The following is a 14,616-nucleotide window of genomic DNA, read 5'->3' as shown; positions in this document are numbered from 1 at the left end:
CGATTTCTTAACCGTCAGATGAGTCCGTCTGACTGGAAATCGCTTTAGCCGACCAGTTCTTCGGGCTTGAAGAAATAGGCGATTTCGGTCGCGGCATTTTCTTCGCTGTCCGAACCATGGACCGAATTGGCTTCGATCGACTCGGCCAGTTCCTTGCGGATCGTGCCGGCATCGGCATTTTCAGGATTGGTCGCGCCCATGATGTCGCGGTTGCGCTGAACGGCGTTTTCACCTTCCAGAACCTGCACGACGACGGGGCCGGAAATCATGAAGGCGACGAGATCGGCGAAGAAGGGACGCTCCTTATGCACGGCATAGAAGCCTTCGGCCTGTTCGCGGCTCATGCGGATGCGCTTGGATGCGACAACGCGCAGACCAGCTTCTTCCAGCATCTTGGTGACGGCGCCGGTCAGGTTGCGACGCGTGGCGTCCGGCTTGATGATCGAAAAGGTGCGGGTAGCGGCCATGGCCTCAAAAACTCCAATGTACAGAAAAGTTGGCGCGGCCTTTAGCCTCGTCCGGCGAGGGCCGCAAGGGGTGCTTTGGTGCAGCGCAGCAGAGGCAGAGGGAGCGCCTTACGGTCCCTGCACCCATTTGCGTCCCTCCTGCCGCCAAAAGCGGGGCGTAACGCCCTCGCGGCGGGACAGGTCGCGCCAGCTTTGTCGCGCGCCGTCGATCGTGTCGGCGTCGAAGAAATAGAAGGCTCGGTCGAAGACCAGCGCCTCCTCGCGCCATTGTCCATCGGCCAGCGCGATATGGCGCGCGCCGTTCGTGGCCTCACAACAGTCGGTGAGGAGGATGGGCTGAACCGCCTCGCGCCCCTCCCCTGCGACACCATTGGCCAGGAAGCTGTCTGGCGCGGCACTCCAAAGACCCTGCGAAATCGCACCAAGCCGGTCGCGCGTGTCAGCGACCACCAGCAGCCTGTCGCCCGTGGACAGGATGCGCGCGGCAATAGCGGGCAACACCTTGTGCACTGGATCACGGCTCAACTGATAGAAATCGACCTGCATGCTTTGCCCTTATCCGTTCAGGCCGTGCTTGTCGAAGATTCGACGGTGCCAAAATTCGACCGATGCCTGTCGCGCTGGGCGGGTGATTCCTCTATGGTCACGCCTTAATATGGAGACGACATGGCCGACCTGTATCTGAAAGCACTGGAATCCGAGCGCAAGAGCCTGTGGGCCGAATGTCGACTGAAGGGTCTGGCTAAGGATACGCCGCAGCGGCTGCGGATTGCGGAGCTTGATGCGCTGTTGCAGGCGCATAAGGCAAAGAAGCAGGGGTAGGGTTGGGAACTGGCGGTCCCCCGCCGCCCTCCTGGACTTGATCCGCGATGATAAAAAAGAGGCGGCTTCACGATCACCGCCCCCTAAACCCTTTATTTCTCGAACTTCTCCGCCACCAGCGTATCGAGCAGGCGCACACCATAGCCGGTTGCACCCTTGTCATGCAGCGCGCCAGGCTTGTCCGACCAGACCATGCCGGCGATGTCGAGATGCGCCCATTTGACACCTTCATCGACGAAGCGCTTGATGAACTGGGCAGCGGTGATCGATCCGGCAAGACGCGGGCCGATATTCTTCATGTCGGCAATCGGGCTGTCGATCAGCTTGTTATAAGCGTCGGACATCGGGAAGCGCCACAGCAGCTCGCCCGTCGCTTTGCCCGCAGCGGCAAGGTCATCTGCAAGGCCGTCGTCGTTCGAGAAGAGGCCGCCATGCTGGTCGCCCAGCGCGACCATCATCGCGCCGGTAAGGGTAGCAAGGTCAATCATAACGTCTGGCGCATAGGTTTTCTGCGCCCAGGTCACGGCGTCGCACAGGACGAGGCGGCCTTCGGCGTCGGTGTTCAGCACCTCGATCGTCTGGCCGGACATGGAGGTCACGATGTCGCCGGGGCGCTGCGCGTTGCCGTCAGGCATATTCTCGACAAGGCCGCAAATGCCGACGACATGCGCCTTGGCCTTGCGCCCCGCGAGCGCCTTCATCGTGCCCGCCACGGCGCCCGCGCCGCCCATGTCCCACTTCATGTCCTCCATGCCCGCAGCAGGCTTGATCGAGATGCCGCCGGTGTCGAAGGTCACGCCCTTGCCGATCAGGACGAGCGGCTTTTTCTGCGCGCCATCCGTGCCGTCCCATTCCATCGCCAGCAGGCGCGGCTTGCGGAAAGACCCCTGCGCCACGCCCAGCAGCGCGCCCATGCCGAGCGAGGCCATCTCGACCTCATCCAGTACGCGGATCTTGATGCCAAGTTCTGTGAGGTGCTGGCAGCGCTCAACGAAGCTTTCGGGATAGAGAATGTTGGCGGGTTCAGAGACGAGTTCACGGGTCAGCGCGACGCCAGCCGCAACGGCGGACAGGCGATCCCAATGCGCCTGCGCGTCCGCGCTGACGACGGTAAGGGTCGTGAGCGTCGGCTTGGCCTTCTCGCTCTGACGCGTGCGGTAGGTGTCGATCCGCCAGGCCCGTAACAATGCGCCCTGTGCCAGATGCGCGGCCAGTTCACCGCTTGTCCCGGCGGGAAGTTCAACCGCCACATGGGTCGCGCCACTGGTCGACAGACGCGCCGTCACGGCACCACCCGCCCGTTCATAGTCCGACACGCTACCGCCGCCGATGCCCAGCAGCAGGACGCGCAGGACCACGCCATCCTCCTCCACAAACGTTTCAAAGGTCGCGCCTGCCTCTCCACTGAACCGGGCCGCTTCGGCGCCAGCCGCAAGCGTCTTTGCTGCAACCAAGAGCAGCGCCGCGACGCCATCCTTGGCGACGACGAAAACCAGAGTGTCTGCGGCAGGGCGGGTGGAACTGATCGCGATGTCCATGGAGGATCCTTATCGTTGCGAAAAGAGCGCGCAAGCGCTCGTCAAACTGGTCAGATAGTGCGCCCGAACGCGTCTGGCAAAGCCGTTCGCCCGATTTTGCAGCAAAAGAGCGGACACAGAAGATTGCGGCGGAACCAAAGCAATGCGATAGGCGATGGCACATGCGCCCCAGCCGAGTGCCCCTGACCTTGCCCTTTCCCCTGCCCCCAGTCTCCTTTTCCGTCCGACACAGCTTGCTGCTGGGCTGCGCCGTCGCGTCGCTGGCCATTGCAGTGGACGTCCGCGCGCAGGGTACGCCTGCACCGACGCCGCCGGTCATGCAGGAGCCGAAGCTCAACGATCCGGCAGCACCAATCAGCGCACCCGATGCGCCGGTGCCGAGCGGCGATGACCAGATCGGCTTTGCCGCCGATGCGCTGACCTATGACAGCAACAGCGAACTGGTGACGGCGAACGGCAATGTCCAGCTGCTGCGCGAGGGCAACCGGCTGCGCGCCGATCAGGTGGTGTGGAATCGCACGACGGGCAAGGTGGAGGCACAGGGCAATGTCTCCGTCACCGATCCGGAAGGCAACATCGCCTATGGCGACCGGTTCGACGTCACCGACACGCTAAAGGACGGCGCGGTCGACAATATGCTGCTGGTGCTTCAGTCCGGCGGGCGACTGGCGGCGGTACAGGGTACGAGCGTCAATGGCGTCTACACGCTCCATCGCGCCAGCTATACGGGCTGTTCGGTCGAGGATAGCGAGGGTTGCCCCAAGGAACCGACCTGGCAGATCAACGCGGTCAAGGTCATCTATGACCCCAATGTCCAGCGCGTTTCCTACAAGAACGCCACTGTCGAACTGTTCGGCCTGCCGCTGATCCCGCTGCCCGGTCTGTCGCACCCGGTTGGCGAAGGTGGGGGCAGCGGCCTGCTGGTGCCCAATATCGGCTATGATCGCGTCAACGGGCTGGAACTGGCCCTGCCCTATTATATGCAGATCGCGCCCAATCGCGACCTGACCATCACGCCGCATGTGTATAGCGATGCGCTGCCGATGGCGCAGGCGCAATATCGACATCTGTGGGATCGTGGCGCTTATCAGATCACCGGCTATGCTACCTATGGCAGCCGCCGGTCAGCGACCAACCCCACGGCATCGGCCGAAAAGGATTTCCGCAGCTATTTCGATGCTACCGGCGGACTACAACTAACACCCGAATGGAGCGTGGCGGGATCACTCCGACTCGCATCCGACCGTACTTTCCTGCGCCGCTACGACATCAGTCGCGACGACCGGCTCCGCTCTACTCTGTCGGCGCAGCGGATCGGTGAGAACAGCTATTTCTCCATCGCGGGCTGGGCGGTGCAAACGCTGCGTACCGGCGATTCGCAGGGGCAGACGCCGATCGCCCTGCCCGTCATCGACTATCGCCTGCGGATGACCGACCCATTGCTGGGCGGGCGCATCCAGTTGCAGGCGAACAGCCTGGCGATCACCCGCACCGACGGACAGGACACGCAGCGCGCCTTTGCAGGCTTTGAGTGGAACCTGCGCACACTGACGGGCATGGGGCAGGAGGTCACCTTCACCGCCTATCTGCGCGGCGACGTCTATCACAGCAGCGACAATGCGCTGACCTCCACCCCCAGCTATCGCGGCAATGACGGCTGGCAGACGCGGGGCATCGCGGCGGCGGCGGTCGACATGCGCTGGCCCTTCATGGGCGAGGCCTTTGGCGGCACGCAGCGCATCACCCCGCGCATCCAGATGGTCGCCGCACCCAAGCTTGCCAACCTGTCCCTGCCCAATGAGGATGCGCGCGCAATCGATCTGGAAGATAGCAATCTTTTCGCGCTCAACCGCTTTGCGGGCTATGATCGGTTCGAGGATTCCAGCCGCGTCACCTATGGCCTGGAATATGGCCTTGCGCTGCCTGATTTCTCGCTGGAAGCCGTGATCGGCCAGAGCTATCGCCTCAATTCACGCCCCGCTATCCTGCCCGAAGGCACCGGCCTGACCGACCGGCTGTCCGATATCGTGGGGCGCACGACGGTGCGGTATAAGGATTTCATCGCGCTGACCCATCGCTATCGGATAGACAAGGACAGCGCCGCGATCCGCCGGAACGAGATCGATGCGACGGTCGGCAACCGCAAGACCTATGCAATGGTCGGCTATCTGCGGTTGGACAGAAATGCCGCTGCAACCATGGAAGATCTGCGCGATCGGGAGGAGCTACGGCTGGGCGGACGTGTGCAGTTCGCCCGCTTCTGGTCGGTGTTCGGATCGACCGTCATCGATCTGACCGGCCAAAAGGAAGATCCATTGAGCATCGCCGACGGCTATGAGCCGGTGCGCCATCGCCTTGGCATCGCCTATGAGGATGACTGCCTGACCCTGGGCCTGACCTGGCGGCGCGACTATCAGACTACCGGCGATGCGCGGCAAGGCAACAGCTTCATGCTACGACTGGCTTTTCGTAACATTGGCATATAGGACAACCCGACGCCGCAGCCGCTCAGCGCCGGTTAAGGCGACCAGCGGCATTGCCGCAGGGACAGTTTGGAGAATCTAGTCACCGATGAATGCCGTCCTTCCCCTGCCTGGCCGCCCCTTGCCTAACCGCATTGCCGCCCGCAAGCACGTCCTCCGGTCGACCCTGCGCTCCACCATGCTGGCTTGCGCCACATTTTCGATGGTGGCCTCGGGCATGGTCGCGTCCGGCGCGTCCGCCCAGACCGTTCCCGATGAAGACGGTCAATTGGTGCTGCCCAAAGACATGCAGATCTTTGGCAAGAGCGATCCCAATATCCGCAAGGCAACCGCGATCGTCAACGGCCGCATCATCACCGGCACCGATGTCGACCAGCGCCTGGCGCTGATCCTCGCAGCCAATGGCGGCAAGGTGGCCGATGACGAAAAGGAACGGTTACGTGTTCAGGTACTTCGCAACCTGATCGACGAAACACTTCAGATTCAGGAGGCTGCCGCCAACGATATCAAGGTCGATCCGGCCGAGGTGGAGCAGAGCTTCGAGCGGGTCGCGGGTAATTTCCGCCAGTCACCGACGCAGTTCGAACAATATCTGCGGACTCAGGGCAGCGCGCCCGCCAGCATCAAACGCCAGATCGAGGGCGAACTGGCATGGAGCCGCCTGCTTCGTCGGAACGTCCAGCCTTTCGTCAATGTCGGCGAAGAGGAAGTGAAATCGGTGGTCGATCGTCTCAACGCGGCCAAGGGCAGCGACGAGTTCAAGATCGGCGAAATCTACCTGTCGGCGACTCCCGAAAACCAGCAACAGATTATCGCCAACGCCAAGAACATCATCGAGCAGATCAAGGGTGGCGGCAGTTTCGCAGCTTATGCGCGGCAGTTTTCCGAAGCATCGACCGCTGCGGTGGGCGGCGATCTGGGCTGGGTACGCCCGGCGCAGTTGCCCGACGAACTGGCGGCCGCCGCGACCGATATGCAGGTTGGCCAGATCGCCGGCCCGATCCCGGTGCCGGGCGGCATGTCGATCATCTATGTGATGGACAAGCGCAAGGTTCTGACCGCCGATCCGCGCGACGCTCTACTCAGCCTCAAGCAGTTGTCGATCGCTTTCCCAGCCGGCACGACCAAGGAACAGGCTTCGGCCCGCGCCGCCAGCTTTGCCGCCTCGACCAAGGCGATCAAGGGCTGCGGCGAAGCCAATGAACTGGGCGCAAAGATGGGCGCGGATGTTGTCGACAATGACAATGTGAAGGTCCGCGACCTGCCACCGCAGTTGCAGGAAATGCTGCTTGGTCTCCAGATAGGCGAATCCACCCCGCCCTTTGGCTCCATCACCGATGGCGTGCGCGTGCTGATCCTGTGCGGCCGCGACGAAGCCTCCTCGGCGAACGCCCCCAATTACGAACAAATCCAGGCGCAGATGGAAGAGGAGCGCGTCAATAAGCGCGCCCGCATCTACCTGCGCGACCTGCGGCGCGATGCGGTCATCGATTATAACTGATCCGGCCGCCCCGCCGCTGGCACCCTTTGCCATATCGCTCGGCGATCCGGCTGGCATAGGGCCAGAGATCGTGGCCAAGAGCTGGGTCATGCGCGAGGCGCGTGGCCTGCCGCCCTTCTTCGCGGTGGGTGACGCCGCGTCTCTTCGTGCGGTGTGGGCCGGCCCGATCGCGACCGTCACCAGCCCCGAAGAGGTGCCTGCGGCATTCGACAACGCTCTACCCTGCCTTCAGATCGCGGACGCGGGCAAGGTCGTGCCCGGCATGCCGGACGTTGATGGCGCGCGCATCGCATTCCAGTCGCTGGAGGTCGCCATCGGTCTGGCGCGCTCCGGCTCGGCGGGCGGTGTCGTGACCGCGCCCGTAAGCAAGGCGCAGCTTTATGGCGTGGGCTTTACCCATCCGGGACAGACGGAATTCGTGGCGGAACGCTGCGGCGTGTCGCCTGACAATTCGGTGATGATGTTGGCCGGGCCATCGCTGCGGGTCGTGCCGATCACGATCCATATTCCCTTGAGCGAAGTGCCCGCCGCGTTGACCATCGACCTGATCCGCGCACGCGCGATCACCACGGCCAAGGGGTTGCAGCGCAATTTCGGGGTGGCGCGGCCACGCCTCGCTGTGGCGGGCCTGAACCCCCATGCCGGGGAAAGCGGCGCGATGGGCCGGGAAGAGATTGAGATCATCGCCCCCGCCATCGCGCAGTTGAAGGCTGAGGGACTGGATATTATCGGCCCGCTGCCCGCCGATGGCATGTTCCATTACCGGGCGCGAGAGGCCTATGACGCGGCGCTGTGCATGTATCACGATCAGGCGCTGATCCCGATCAAAACGCTCTATTTCGATGAAGGCGTCAATATCACGCTGGGCCTGCCGATCGTGCGGACATCGCCCGACCATGGCACCGCCTTTGGCATTGCGGGCACCAACAGCGCCAACCCCGGCGCGATGATGGCCGCGATCCGCATGGCCGCGGATGCAGCCCGCGCGCGGCTGGCCTACGCCGGATAAACCTGATGCCCGTTCGGACGCCCACAACCCCGCTGCCACCGCTGCGCGAGGTGATCGCCACGCACGGGTTACAGGCAAGCAAAGCTCTAGGGCAGAATTTCCTGTTGGACGAGCAGTTGCTTGACCGGATTGCCGCCATTCCGGGATCGCTGGAGGATAAGCCGGCCTATGAAGTCGGTCCCGGCCCCGGCGGCCTGACACGGGCGCTATTGCGGGCGGGCGCACAGTTGACGGCCGTGGAGCGCGACCGGCGATGCCTGCCTGCGCTGGCAGAACTGAATGCCGCCTTTCCAGCGCAATTACAGATCGTGTCGGATGACGCGATGGCAGTCGATGCGCGGGCATTGGCCGGAGACGGCGCCCATATTGTCGCCAACCTGCCCTATAATGTCGGCACCGCGCTGCTTATCGGCTGGCTTTCGGCGCCGTGGGAGCCGCTACCCTGGTGGTCCTCCCTCACGCTCATGTTCCAGATGGAGGTGGCGGAACGAATTGTCGCAGCGCCCAACACCAACCATTATGGTCGCCTGGCCGTGCTGTCGCAGTGGCGCAGCACCGCCCGGATCGCGATGAAGGTGCATCGTAGCGCCTTCACCCCGCCGCCCAAGGTGATGTCGGCGGTCGTGCATATCGAACCGACAACCGCCCCTGATGACGTGTCGCTCAAAATTCTGGAACGGCTGACTGCCGCGGCCTTTGGCCAGCGGCGCAAGATGCTGCGCCAAAGCCTGAAGGGCCTGCCCGGCGCGCTGCCAGCCCTGGAAGCCGCTGGGATCGACGCGCAGCGCCGCGCGGAAACCCTGAGCGTTGAGGAATTTGTAAACGTAGCGCGGATCATGGGCGCAGCATGACAGCCTGAACTGTCAATGCATCCGATCGCCTTGTTAGGCGTTATCTGATGCGGCGGAAATATACGCAGCCACATCAAATGACCAAGGCAGCATGACAGAGCAGACATCAATCGGCATGAACGGTAAAGAGCAGCCGACATGGGAGAAGCGCCGGATTGAGGCGCTGCGTCACTATCAGATATTGGATACGCCGAAGGAACGCGCCTTCGACGAGATTGCACAATTGGCCGCCGACCTGTGCGGCACACCGATCGGCGTGGTCAACCTGATCGATACGGATCGGCAGTTTTTCAAAGCGGAAACCGGCCTTGGCGTGCGAGAAACCCCGCTGGCAACATCCTTTTGCGCCAAGGCGATACTGGAAGATGAATTTTTGCTGGTCCCCGATGCGACCACCGATGCCCGCTTTGCCTGCAATCCGCTTGTCACAAGCGACCCTCATCTGCGCTTTTACGCGGGCGCCCTGCTCAAGACGCGTGAAGGGCTGCCGATCGGGACATTGTGCGTCCTCGATGTGGAACCAAGGATATTGGGCGAAGTACAGCAGCGTGCCCTCAAGGTACTGGCGAGCCAGGTCATGGCCCAACTCGACCTGCAACTCACCATCCGCCAACGCGGCGAGCGCGATGAACGCTACCGCACCCTGTTCGAAGCGATGGATGAGGGCTTCTGCATCATCGAATTCATGGACAGCCCGCATGGTCCGCTGAGCGACTATGTGCATATCGAAGCCAATCCCGCCTATGCTGTCAATGCGGGCATTCCCAATGTCGTCGGTCAGAAACTGCGCGAGATGGTCGGCGACGAGGCCAATGATTGGGTCGCGCGCTATGGCGGGGTGCTGGAAAGTGGCGTGCCGATCCGGTTCGAACGCGAACTGGAACAGACCGGGCGCTTCCTGTCGCTGTCGGCCTTTCGCATCGAACCGCCCGAATTGAACCAGGTGGCGGTGCTGTTTCAGGACATCACCGCGCGGCGACAGGCGGAACTGGCGCTGCAACAGTTGAACGAGACGCTGGAGGTGCGCGTGGCCACGGCGCTGGCCGAGCGCAAGGTTCTGGCCGATACGGTAGAAGGCACCGGCGCGCTGGTGCAGGTAGTCGCAAGCGACTGGCGTTGGCTGGCGATCAACGAGGCGTCGGCCGACACCTATGCACGCCTCTTTGGCGTGCGGCCCAAGGTCGGTGACAATATGCTGGACCTGATGGCGGATCAGCCCGAAAATCTCTCCCAGATCAAGCCTTTGTGGGAGCGTGCGCTGGGTGGCGAGGAATTTGTCGAAGTCGGCCAGTTCGGCGACGGCGATGAGGATCGCCAGCATTATGAGATGCATTTCAATCTGTTGCGCGATGCAGAAGGGCAGGCGATAGGCGCCTATCAATTCGTCTATGATGTGACCAATCGATTGCGTGAGCAGGCCCAATTGGCGACGGCCGAAGATGCATTGCGTCAGGCGCAGAAGATGGAGGCGGTGGGCCAATTGACCGGCGGTCTTGCCCATGATTTCAACAATCTTCTGGCGGGCATTTCGGGCGCTTTCGAAATGATCGGCGTGCGATTGAGCCAGGGACGGGGGCGCGATGTCGAGAAATATCTGGCCGCAGGTCAGGGCGCGACACGGCGCGCAGCGGCCCTGACCCACCGATTACTGGCCTTTTCCCGACGCCAGACGTTGTCGCCCAAGCCGCTGGTCGTCAACCGACTGATGACCGAACTGGTCGAGTTGATCCAGCGGACCGTCGGCCCGTCCATCGCCGTGGAAACGGTTGCTGCCGCTGGTCTTTGGCCGGCGCTGGTGGATGCCAACCAGTTGGAAAACGCCATATTGAACCTGTGCATCAACGCGCGCGATGCGATGCCCGAAGGGGTCACCAAAATACTCTCCCAGAGAGTATCAGAATGTGCCGGAAACGGCGGAATTCTGCGGTTTTTCATGGTATAGGTATCCCATACGGAGCGGTCTCGGACCACCGGATACCAGCAACTTGATGGTATATCTGATGGTAGCGCGCCCCTCCTCGAAAAGGAGATACCATCATGGCGCTCACCGCCGCTGCGATCAAAAATGCCAAGGGCAAAGCCAAGCCCTATAAACTCACCGATAGCGATGGCCTTTTCCTCTATGTCGCACCCAATGGTCGGCGCTACTGGCGGATGAACTATCGCCACCTTGGCAAGCAAAAGACGTTGGCCTTTGGAATTTATCCCGACATCGGCCTTGCCGACGCCCGCGAGCAGCGCGACGCCGCCCGCAAGGTGCTGGCAAAGGGGAATGATCCCGCCGAGAAGATCAAGCTGGATCGGATCGCCGCGACGGTGGCTGCGTCCAACAGCTTCAAGGCGGTTGCCGACGAATGGCTGGTGAAAGTCGAACGCGAAGGCCGCTCTGCCGTCACGATGAAGAAGCTGCGCTGGCTGCTGACCTTTATCAATGCGTCGCTTGGCAAGCGCCCTGTCACCGCCATCACCGCGCAGGAGGTCTTGACCATGCTGCGCAAAATGGAGGGCAAGGGCCGCTACGAGACGGCCAAGCGCCTGCGCAGCACATGCAGCCAGATATTCCGCTATGCCATCGCCACGGCGCGCGCGGAGCGTGACGTGGCAGCGGACCTTCGCGGAGCGCTGATCGCGCCTAAGCCCGTCCACCGCGCCGCGATCACCAACGCGGATAATGCGGGCGGACTGTTGCGCGCCATTGAGGCGTTCGAGGGCTTTGCAAACACCAAAGCGGCGCTGCAACTGCTCCCGCACGTGTTCGTGCGCCCCGGCGAGCTACGCAATGCCGAATGGGCCGACTTCGATTTCGACAAAGCGCTGTGGACGGTCCCGGCGCACAAGACGAAGATGCGCCGCGCCCATACCATTCCCCTCTCCCGGCAGGCATTGGCGATCCTTGGCACCATCGAACATGATGCCGACTATAGCCGCTACTTGTTCCCGTCGCTCCGCTCGGTAGAGCGGCCCATGTCGGAGAACACCATCAACGCCGGCTTGCGGCGTATGGGCTTCGCACAGGACGAAATGACCGGCCACGGCTTCCGGGCGATGGCGGCGACACTGCTCAACGAAATGGGACTATGGCATCCCGACGCGATCGAGCGGCAGCTTGCCCATTGCGACAACAACGCCGTGCGTCGCGCATACACGCGAGGCGAATATTGGAACGAGCGGGTCCGCATGATGCAGCACTGGTCCGACCATCTCGACTTCCTGCGGGACGGGCAGAAGGTCGTAACCGGCAAGTTCGGTAAGGCGAAGAGCCAAGCCGCCTGATCGCAAGCCGTCGATGTTGCCGTGCCCATCCCTCCAACAGGTGGGGCACGGCAACAAGATCAAACGCCCAACTCTTCCCGATAGCTTACCGGATCGGCAATCCAGCGGTTGATGGCGGACTCGCGCCAGCCAGCGCCATGGACGCTGATCTTCACTTGGCGCGGGAAAGTGCCTTCGCCCATCTTGCGATAAAGCGTCGTGCGGGAAAGCCCTGTGCGGGCGAGGACGGTTTTCAGGCGTATGATACGATCACTGTTGGTCATGGGGCAGTCTCTTCAAATCAGGATGTTGCACGCGCCCCCGACCACGAGCATTGGATGCCTTGCCGTCCCGGACAAGAGTGTTCCGGGCGGGCTGGCAGCTACGCTTTCACGGGTCGGTGAACGCTGGCGGCAGTTGGCGGTCAACGGCGGAAGACGGCGGAATTTGGCGTAGGCTTCTCACTGATGACAATCAGGGAAGATTTTTTCCCAGCCTGTACCAAAATTTCATGCCAAGCCTTCGCATCTGCCCCGGTTCGGGGGACAGCCAGCAGGCGTTAGGTCGAGTCGTTCATTGAAGGCTCCTTTGAAAGGACCACCCTCGGCAGCGTCATGAAGCAAACTCATGCTCGCCCGCAGCCTATGCGCTGTCAAGAAGGCCGATGTCGTATCGTTCCTTCCAATCCATGTTGAAATATAACGCTAAGTGTTATATATAACCACAGAGAGCAGGAGAACCGCCATCGCGCGCATCTTCAAAAATGGTTGGTTCGAGCGCTTCGCGCGAAAAGAGCGGATTGCCGATGCCTCGCTTCGTGAAGCCGTGCAGCGCGCAGAAAGCGGCTTGGTGGATGCCGATCTTGGCGGCGGTGTCATCAAGCAACGGGTCGCGCGCACCGGGCAAGGCAAGTCGGGCGGCTATCGTACGTTGATCCTGTTCCGGCAGGGTGACAAGGCGATATTCGCTTTTGGGTTCGCCAAGAGTGCGCAGGCGAACATATCAAAGGCGGACCTGGGCTTGCTCCGCAACGCGGCGACCGAGGCGCTGGAATGGAACGCCGGGGAATTGGACCGACTGGTGGCGTCAGGAACTCTGGTGGAGATAGACGATGGGAACTGTGATGAAGGATAAGGGCTATCGCAGCGAGATTGCGGGCGCGATCCATGAAATGATGAGCGACGCCCACGACGCGGGCGTGGTGTCGCGGGCGACGCTGCGTACATTCAATGAAACGTGCCTTGCCCCTGCTCCCGCGCTGGCAGGCGATGAAATCCGGGCGATCCGCGAGCGCGAGCATGTCTCGCAGCCGGTGTTCGCGGCTTATCTCAACGTCTCGCGCAATCTTGTATCGGATTGGGAGCGCGGCGTGAAGCGGCCCGGCGGGCCTGCACTGCGCCTTCTGTCCATCATCCAACGCAAGGGATTACAGGCGGTCGCGTAGCTGCCCCGTCGGAGATGCCTGCTTGTCGCACATTGGCCGGAAGTGGGCAGGTGCCTCGATCACAGATTTGGGGATGCGGTTATTAAGTGACTGCCTATGTAGTTATATCATAATAATTAAATTAATTATTATGCTGTCCTGTGCTTGGATAAAAATGCCCTCGCATAGATCGAGCATCGTCTTCGTTTGTAAATTGCACGACAAACATGTATTTCTCAAATTCTATATTACCAATTTTTCGAAGGTCGCCGTATGCACAGGCACCTATAGGGGGAAATTTTTTTAACCACTCCAAAGCCAGTTCACGGTCTTCACAGCGAAAATGTACATTAAATGCTTTCGGTTCCTTCACAGCCCCCTCCTTTATCCCGCCGCCCCCTAGGTCGTCGAACAACCAAACATTTCGTTGCGCGACAGTTTTGAACCTTCATTTTAGCTTTCTCAATGACAGGCCTTGGCGTTTAACGACTAACGCCGGTCGTGTGATCACCTCCGCCCGCGCAGATGATTTGCAAGTCCGCGCCGTATACGATCGGGCTATCGACCCACCCAGCGAAGTTTGGCGGGCAGCTTTAATGCGAGGAAATGAATCATCACCATTGCCGATCTTGAGGCGATGTTTGGCGGAGGTACATAGCCGATGAACGTCGTGAGACGGTTTATCCGCTTCCCGGAGCTCTGCCTGCTCATTCCTGCAGGACCGATCCTGATCTACGTTTCGGCCCCACGACAGCATATCTAGTTTTCACTCGAAAGATTGCAACGCAGGGGACATTTAGCATAGCCACCACGGACATCATGGAAAGAAAGCCACAGGCCGTCGGGCGCTGGTAAGCGGCCAACGATAGCCAATAAAAATCCCGATAGCGAGTGTTCAGACGCTTGAACGGTCTCGGTGATGTTACGGATATCTGTATGCGATGGCGACGGGACGTTTTGAGGGTGAGTATGCCAATCACCCACGTAATGCAGGCCTTCCTGAAAAAGTGCCAAAATTTCCGCCCTTTCTGCTTTCCGGTCGGGACGAAAACCAAATCGTGAGCGAAAGTCGGTAGTACGGGGACCAGTCGCTTTCGTAACAACCCAACGATTATGCTTAATGGAAGCGAATAGCTGGCCGCCGGCCTCGCGGGACCAGCATTTATGTTGAGCATTGCGATAAAGATGCGCGAGCGCAGGCTGCTCGATATGTATGACAAGGCCGCCTGGACCTTCGTAGGTAACTACCTGTGCAAGGGCTTCCACTGTC

At 61.2% G+C, this 14,616-nt stretch carries 15 protein-coding genes; 9 read left to right on the top strand and 6 right to left on the bottom strand.

Annotated elements, in window-relative coordinates; genetic code table 11:
- Positions 1-44: 44 nt before the first annotated feature.
- Both ndk and WFR25_RS08215 read right to left on the bottom strand, forming a co-directional pair.
- On the bottom strand, positions 45-467 hold the full coding sequence (gene ndk, locus WFR25_RS08220) for a nucleoside-diphosphate kinase (protein ID WP_336970051.1): 423 nt from the start codon (positions 465-467) through the stop codon (positions 45-47).
- Positions 468-575: 108 nt separating this feature from the next.
- Positions 576-1,013 (bottom strand): DNA polymerase III subunit chi, encoded by a 438-nt coding sequence (locus tag WFR25_RS08215; RefSeq protein ID WP_336970049.1) that lies wholly within the window; start codon positions 1,011-1,013, stop codon positions 576-578.
- A gap of 120 nt (positions 1,014-1,133) precedes the next feature.
- Here WFR25_RS08215 and WFR25_RS08210 point away from each other — a divergent pair, with 120 nt between their 5' ends.
- Entirely contained in the window at positions 1,134-1,289 is a 156-nt protein-coding gene (locus WFR25_RS08210; RefSeq protein ID WP_336970048.1) for a hypothetical protein, read from the top strand.
- Between the two features lie 92 nt (positions 1,290-1,381).
- On the opposite strand, the gene WFR25_RS08205 is transcribed toward WFR25_RS08210, so the two are convergent.
- A complete protein-coding gene (locus tag WFR25_RS08205) occupies positions 1,382-2,827 on the bottom strand; it encodes a leucyl aminopeptidase (RefSeq protein WP_336970046.1) in 1,446 nt (481 codons plus the stop codon).
- A 161-nt stretch (positions 2,828-2,988) separates the two neighbouring features.
- Between WFR25_RS08205 and WFR25_RS08200 the strand changes: the two genes are divergently transcribed.
- From WFR25_RS08200 to WFR25_RS08175, 6 genes are all read left to right on the top strand, one after another.
- Positions 2,989-5,313 carry an LPS-assembly protein LptD gene (locus tag WFR25_RS08200; RefSeq protein ID WP_336970045.1) on the top strand — a complete coding sequence of 775 codons (2,325 nt, stop codon included), beginning with the start codon at positions 2,989-2,991 and terminating at the stop codon, positions 5,311-5,313.
- Between the two features lie 175 nt (positions 5,314-5,488).
- Entirely contained in the window at positions 5,489-6,811 is a 1,323-nt protein-coding gene (locus tag WFR25_RS08195) for a peptidylprolyl isomerase (RefSeq protein WP_336974786.1), read from the top strand.
- On the top strand, positions 6,789-7,820 hold the full coding sequence (pdxA, locus tag WFR25_RS08190; RefSeq protein ID WP_336970044.1) for a 4-hydroxythreonine-4-phosphate dehydrogenase PdxA: 1,032 nt from the start codon (positions 6,789-6,791) through the stop codon (positions 7,818-7,820). The genes WFR25_RS08195 and pdxA overlap by 23 nt, the downstream gene beginning before the upstream one ends.
- A gap of 5 nt (positions 7,821-7,825) precedes the next feature.
- Positions 7,826-8,671 (top strand): 16S rRNA (adenine(1518)-N(6)/adenine(1519)-N(6))-dimethyltransferase RsmA, encoded by an 846-nt coding sequence (gene rsmA, locus WFR25_RS08185; protein WP_336970042.1) that lies wholly within the window; start codon positions 7,826-7,828, stop codon positions 8,669-8,671.
- 115 nt (positions 8,672-8,786) lie between these two features.
- The gene (locus tag WFR25_RS08180) at positions 8,787-10,613 is read left to right on the top strand and encodes a PAS domain-containing protein (RefSeq protein WP_336970040.1); all 1,827 of its coding nucleotides are present in this window, start codon (positions 8,787-8,789) and stop codon (positions 10,611-10,613) included.
- Between the two features lie 95 nt (positions 10,614-10,708).
- Positions 10,709-11,944, top strand: coding sequence for a tyrosine-type recombinase/integrase (locus WFR25_RS08175; RefSeq protein WP_336970039.1), 1,236 nt, complete (start codon positions 10,709-10,711; stop codon positions 11,942-11,944).
- 59 nt (positions 11,945-12,003) lie between these two features.
- On the opposite strand, the gene WFR25_RS08170 is transcribed toward WFR25_RS08175, so the two are convergent.
- A complete protein-coding gene (locus WFR25_RS08170) occupies positions 12,004-12,207 on the bottom strand; it encodes a helix-turn-helix transcriptional regulator (RefSeq protein WP_093082076.1) in 204 nt (67 codons plus the stop codon).
- A 424-nt stretch (positions 12,208-12,631) separates the two neighbouring features.
- Here WFR25_RS08170 and WFR25_RS08165 point away from each other — a divergent pair, with 424 nt between their 5' ends.
- Both WFR25_RS08165 and WFR25_RS08160 read left to right on the top strand, forming a co-directional pair.
- Positions 12,632-13,057 (top strand): type II toxin-antitoxin system RelE/ParE family toxin, encoded by a 426-nt coding sequence (locus tag WFR25_RS08165; protein WP_336970037.1) that lies wholly within the window; start codon positions 12,632-12,634, stop codon positions 13,055-13,057.
- A complete protein-coding gene (locus WFR25_RS08160; RefSeq protein WP_336974783.1) occupies positions 13,047-13,367 on the top strand; it encodes a helix-turn-helix domain-containing protein in 321 nt (106 codons plus the stop codon). Before WFR25_RS08165 ends, WFR25_RS08160 begins: the two co-directional genes overlap by 11 nt.
- A 121-nt stretch (positions 13,368-13,488) precedes the next feature.
- Here the strand turns inward: WFR25_RS08160 and WFR25_RS08155 are convergent, their stop codons facing one another.
- Complete coding sequence (locus tag WFR25_RS08155) at positions 13,489-13,719, bottom strand: hypothetical protein (RefSeq protein WP_336970035.1); 231 nt, start codon at positions 13,717-13,719, stop codon at positions 13,489-13,491.
- A gap of 386 nt (positions 13,720-14,105) precedes the next feature.
- Complete coding sequence (locus WFR25_RS08150; RefSeq protein WP_336970033.1) at positions 14,106-14,612, bottom strand: Mov34/MPN/PAD-1 family protein; 507 nt, start codon at positions 14,610-14,612, stop codon at positions 14,106-14,108.
- Positions 14,613-14,616 lie beyond the last annotated feature (4 nt).

It is taken from the genome of Sphingobium aromaticiconvertens, assembly GCF_037154075.1.
Classification (GTDB): Bacteria; Pseudomonadota; Alphaproteobacteria; order Sphingomonadales; family Sphingomonadaceae; genus Sphingobium; species Sphingobium aromaticiconvertens.
This window is presented reverse-complemented; position numbering and strand designations above follow the sequence as displayed.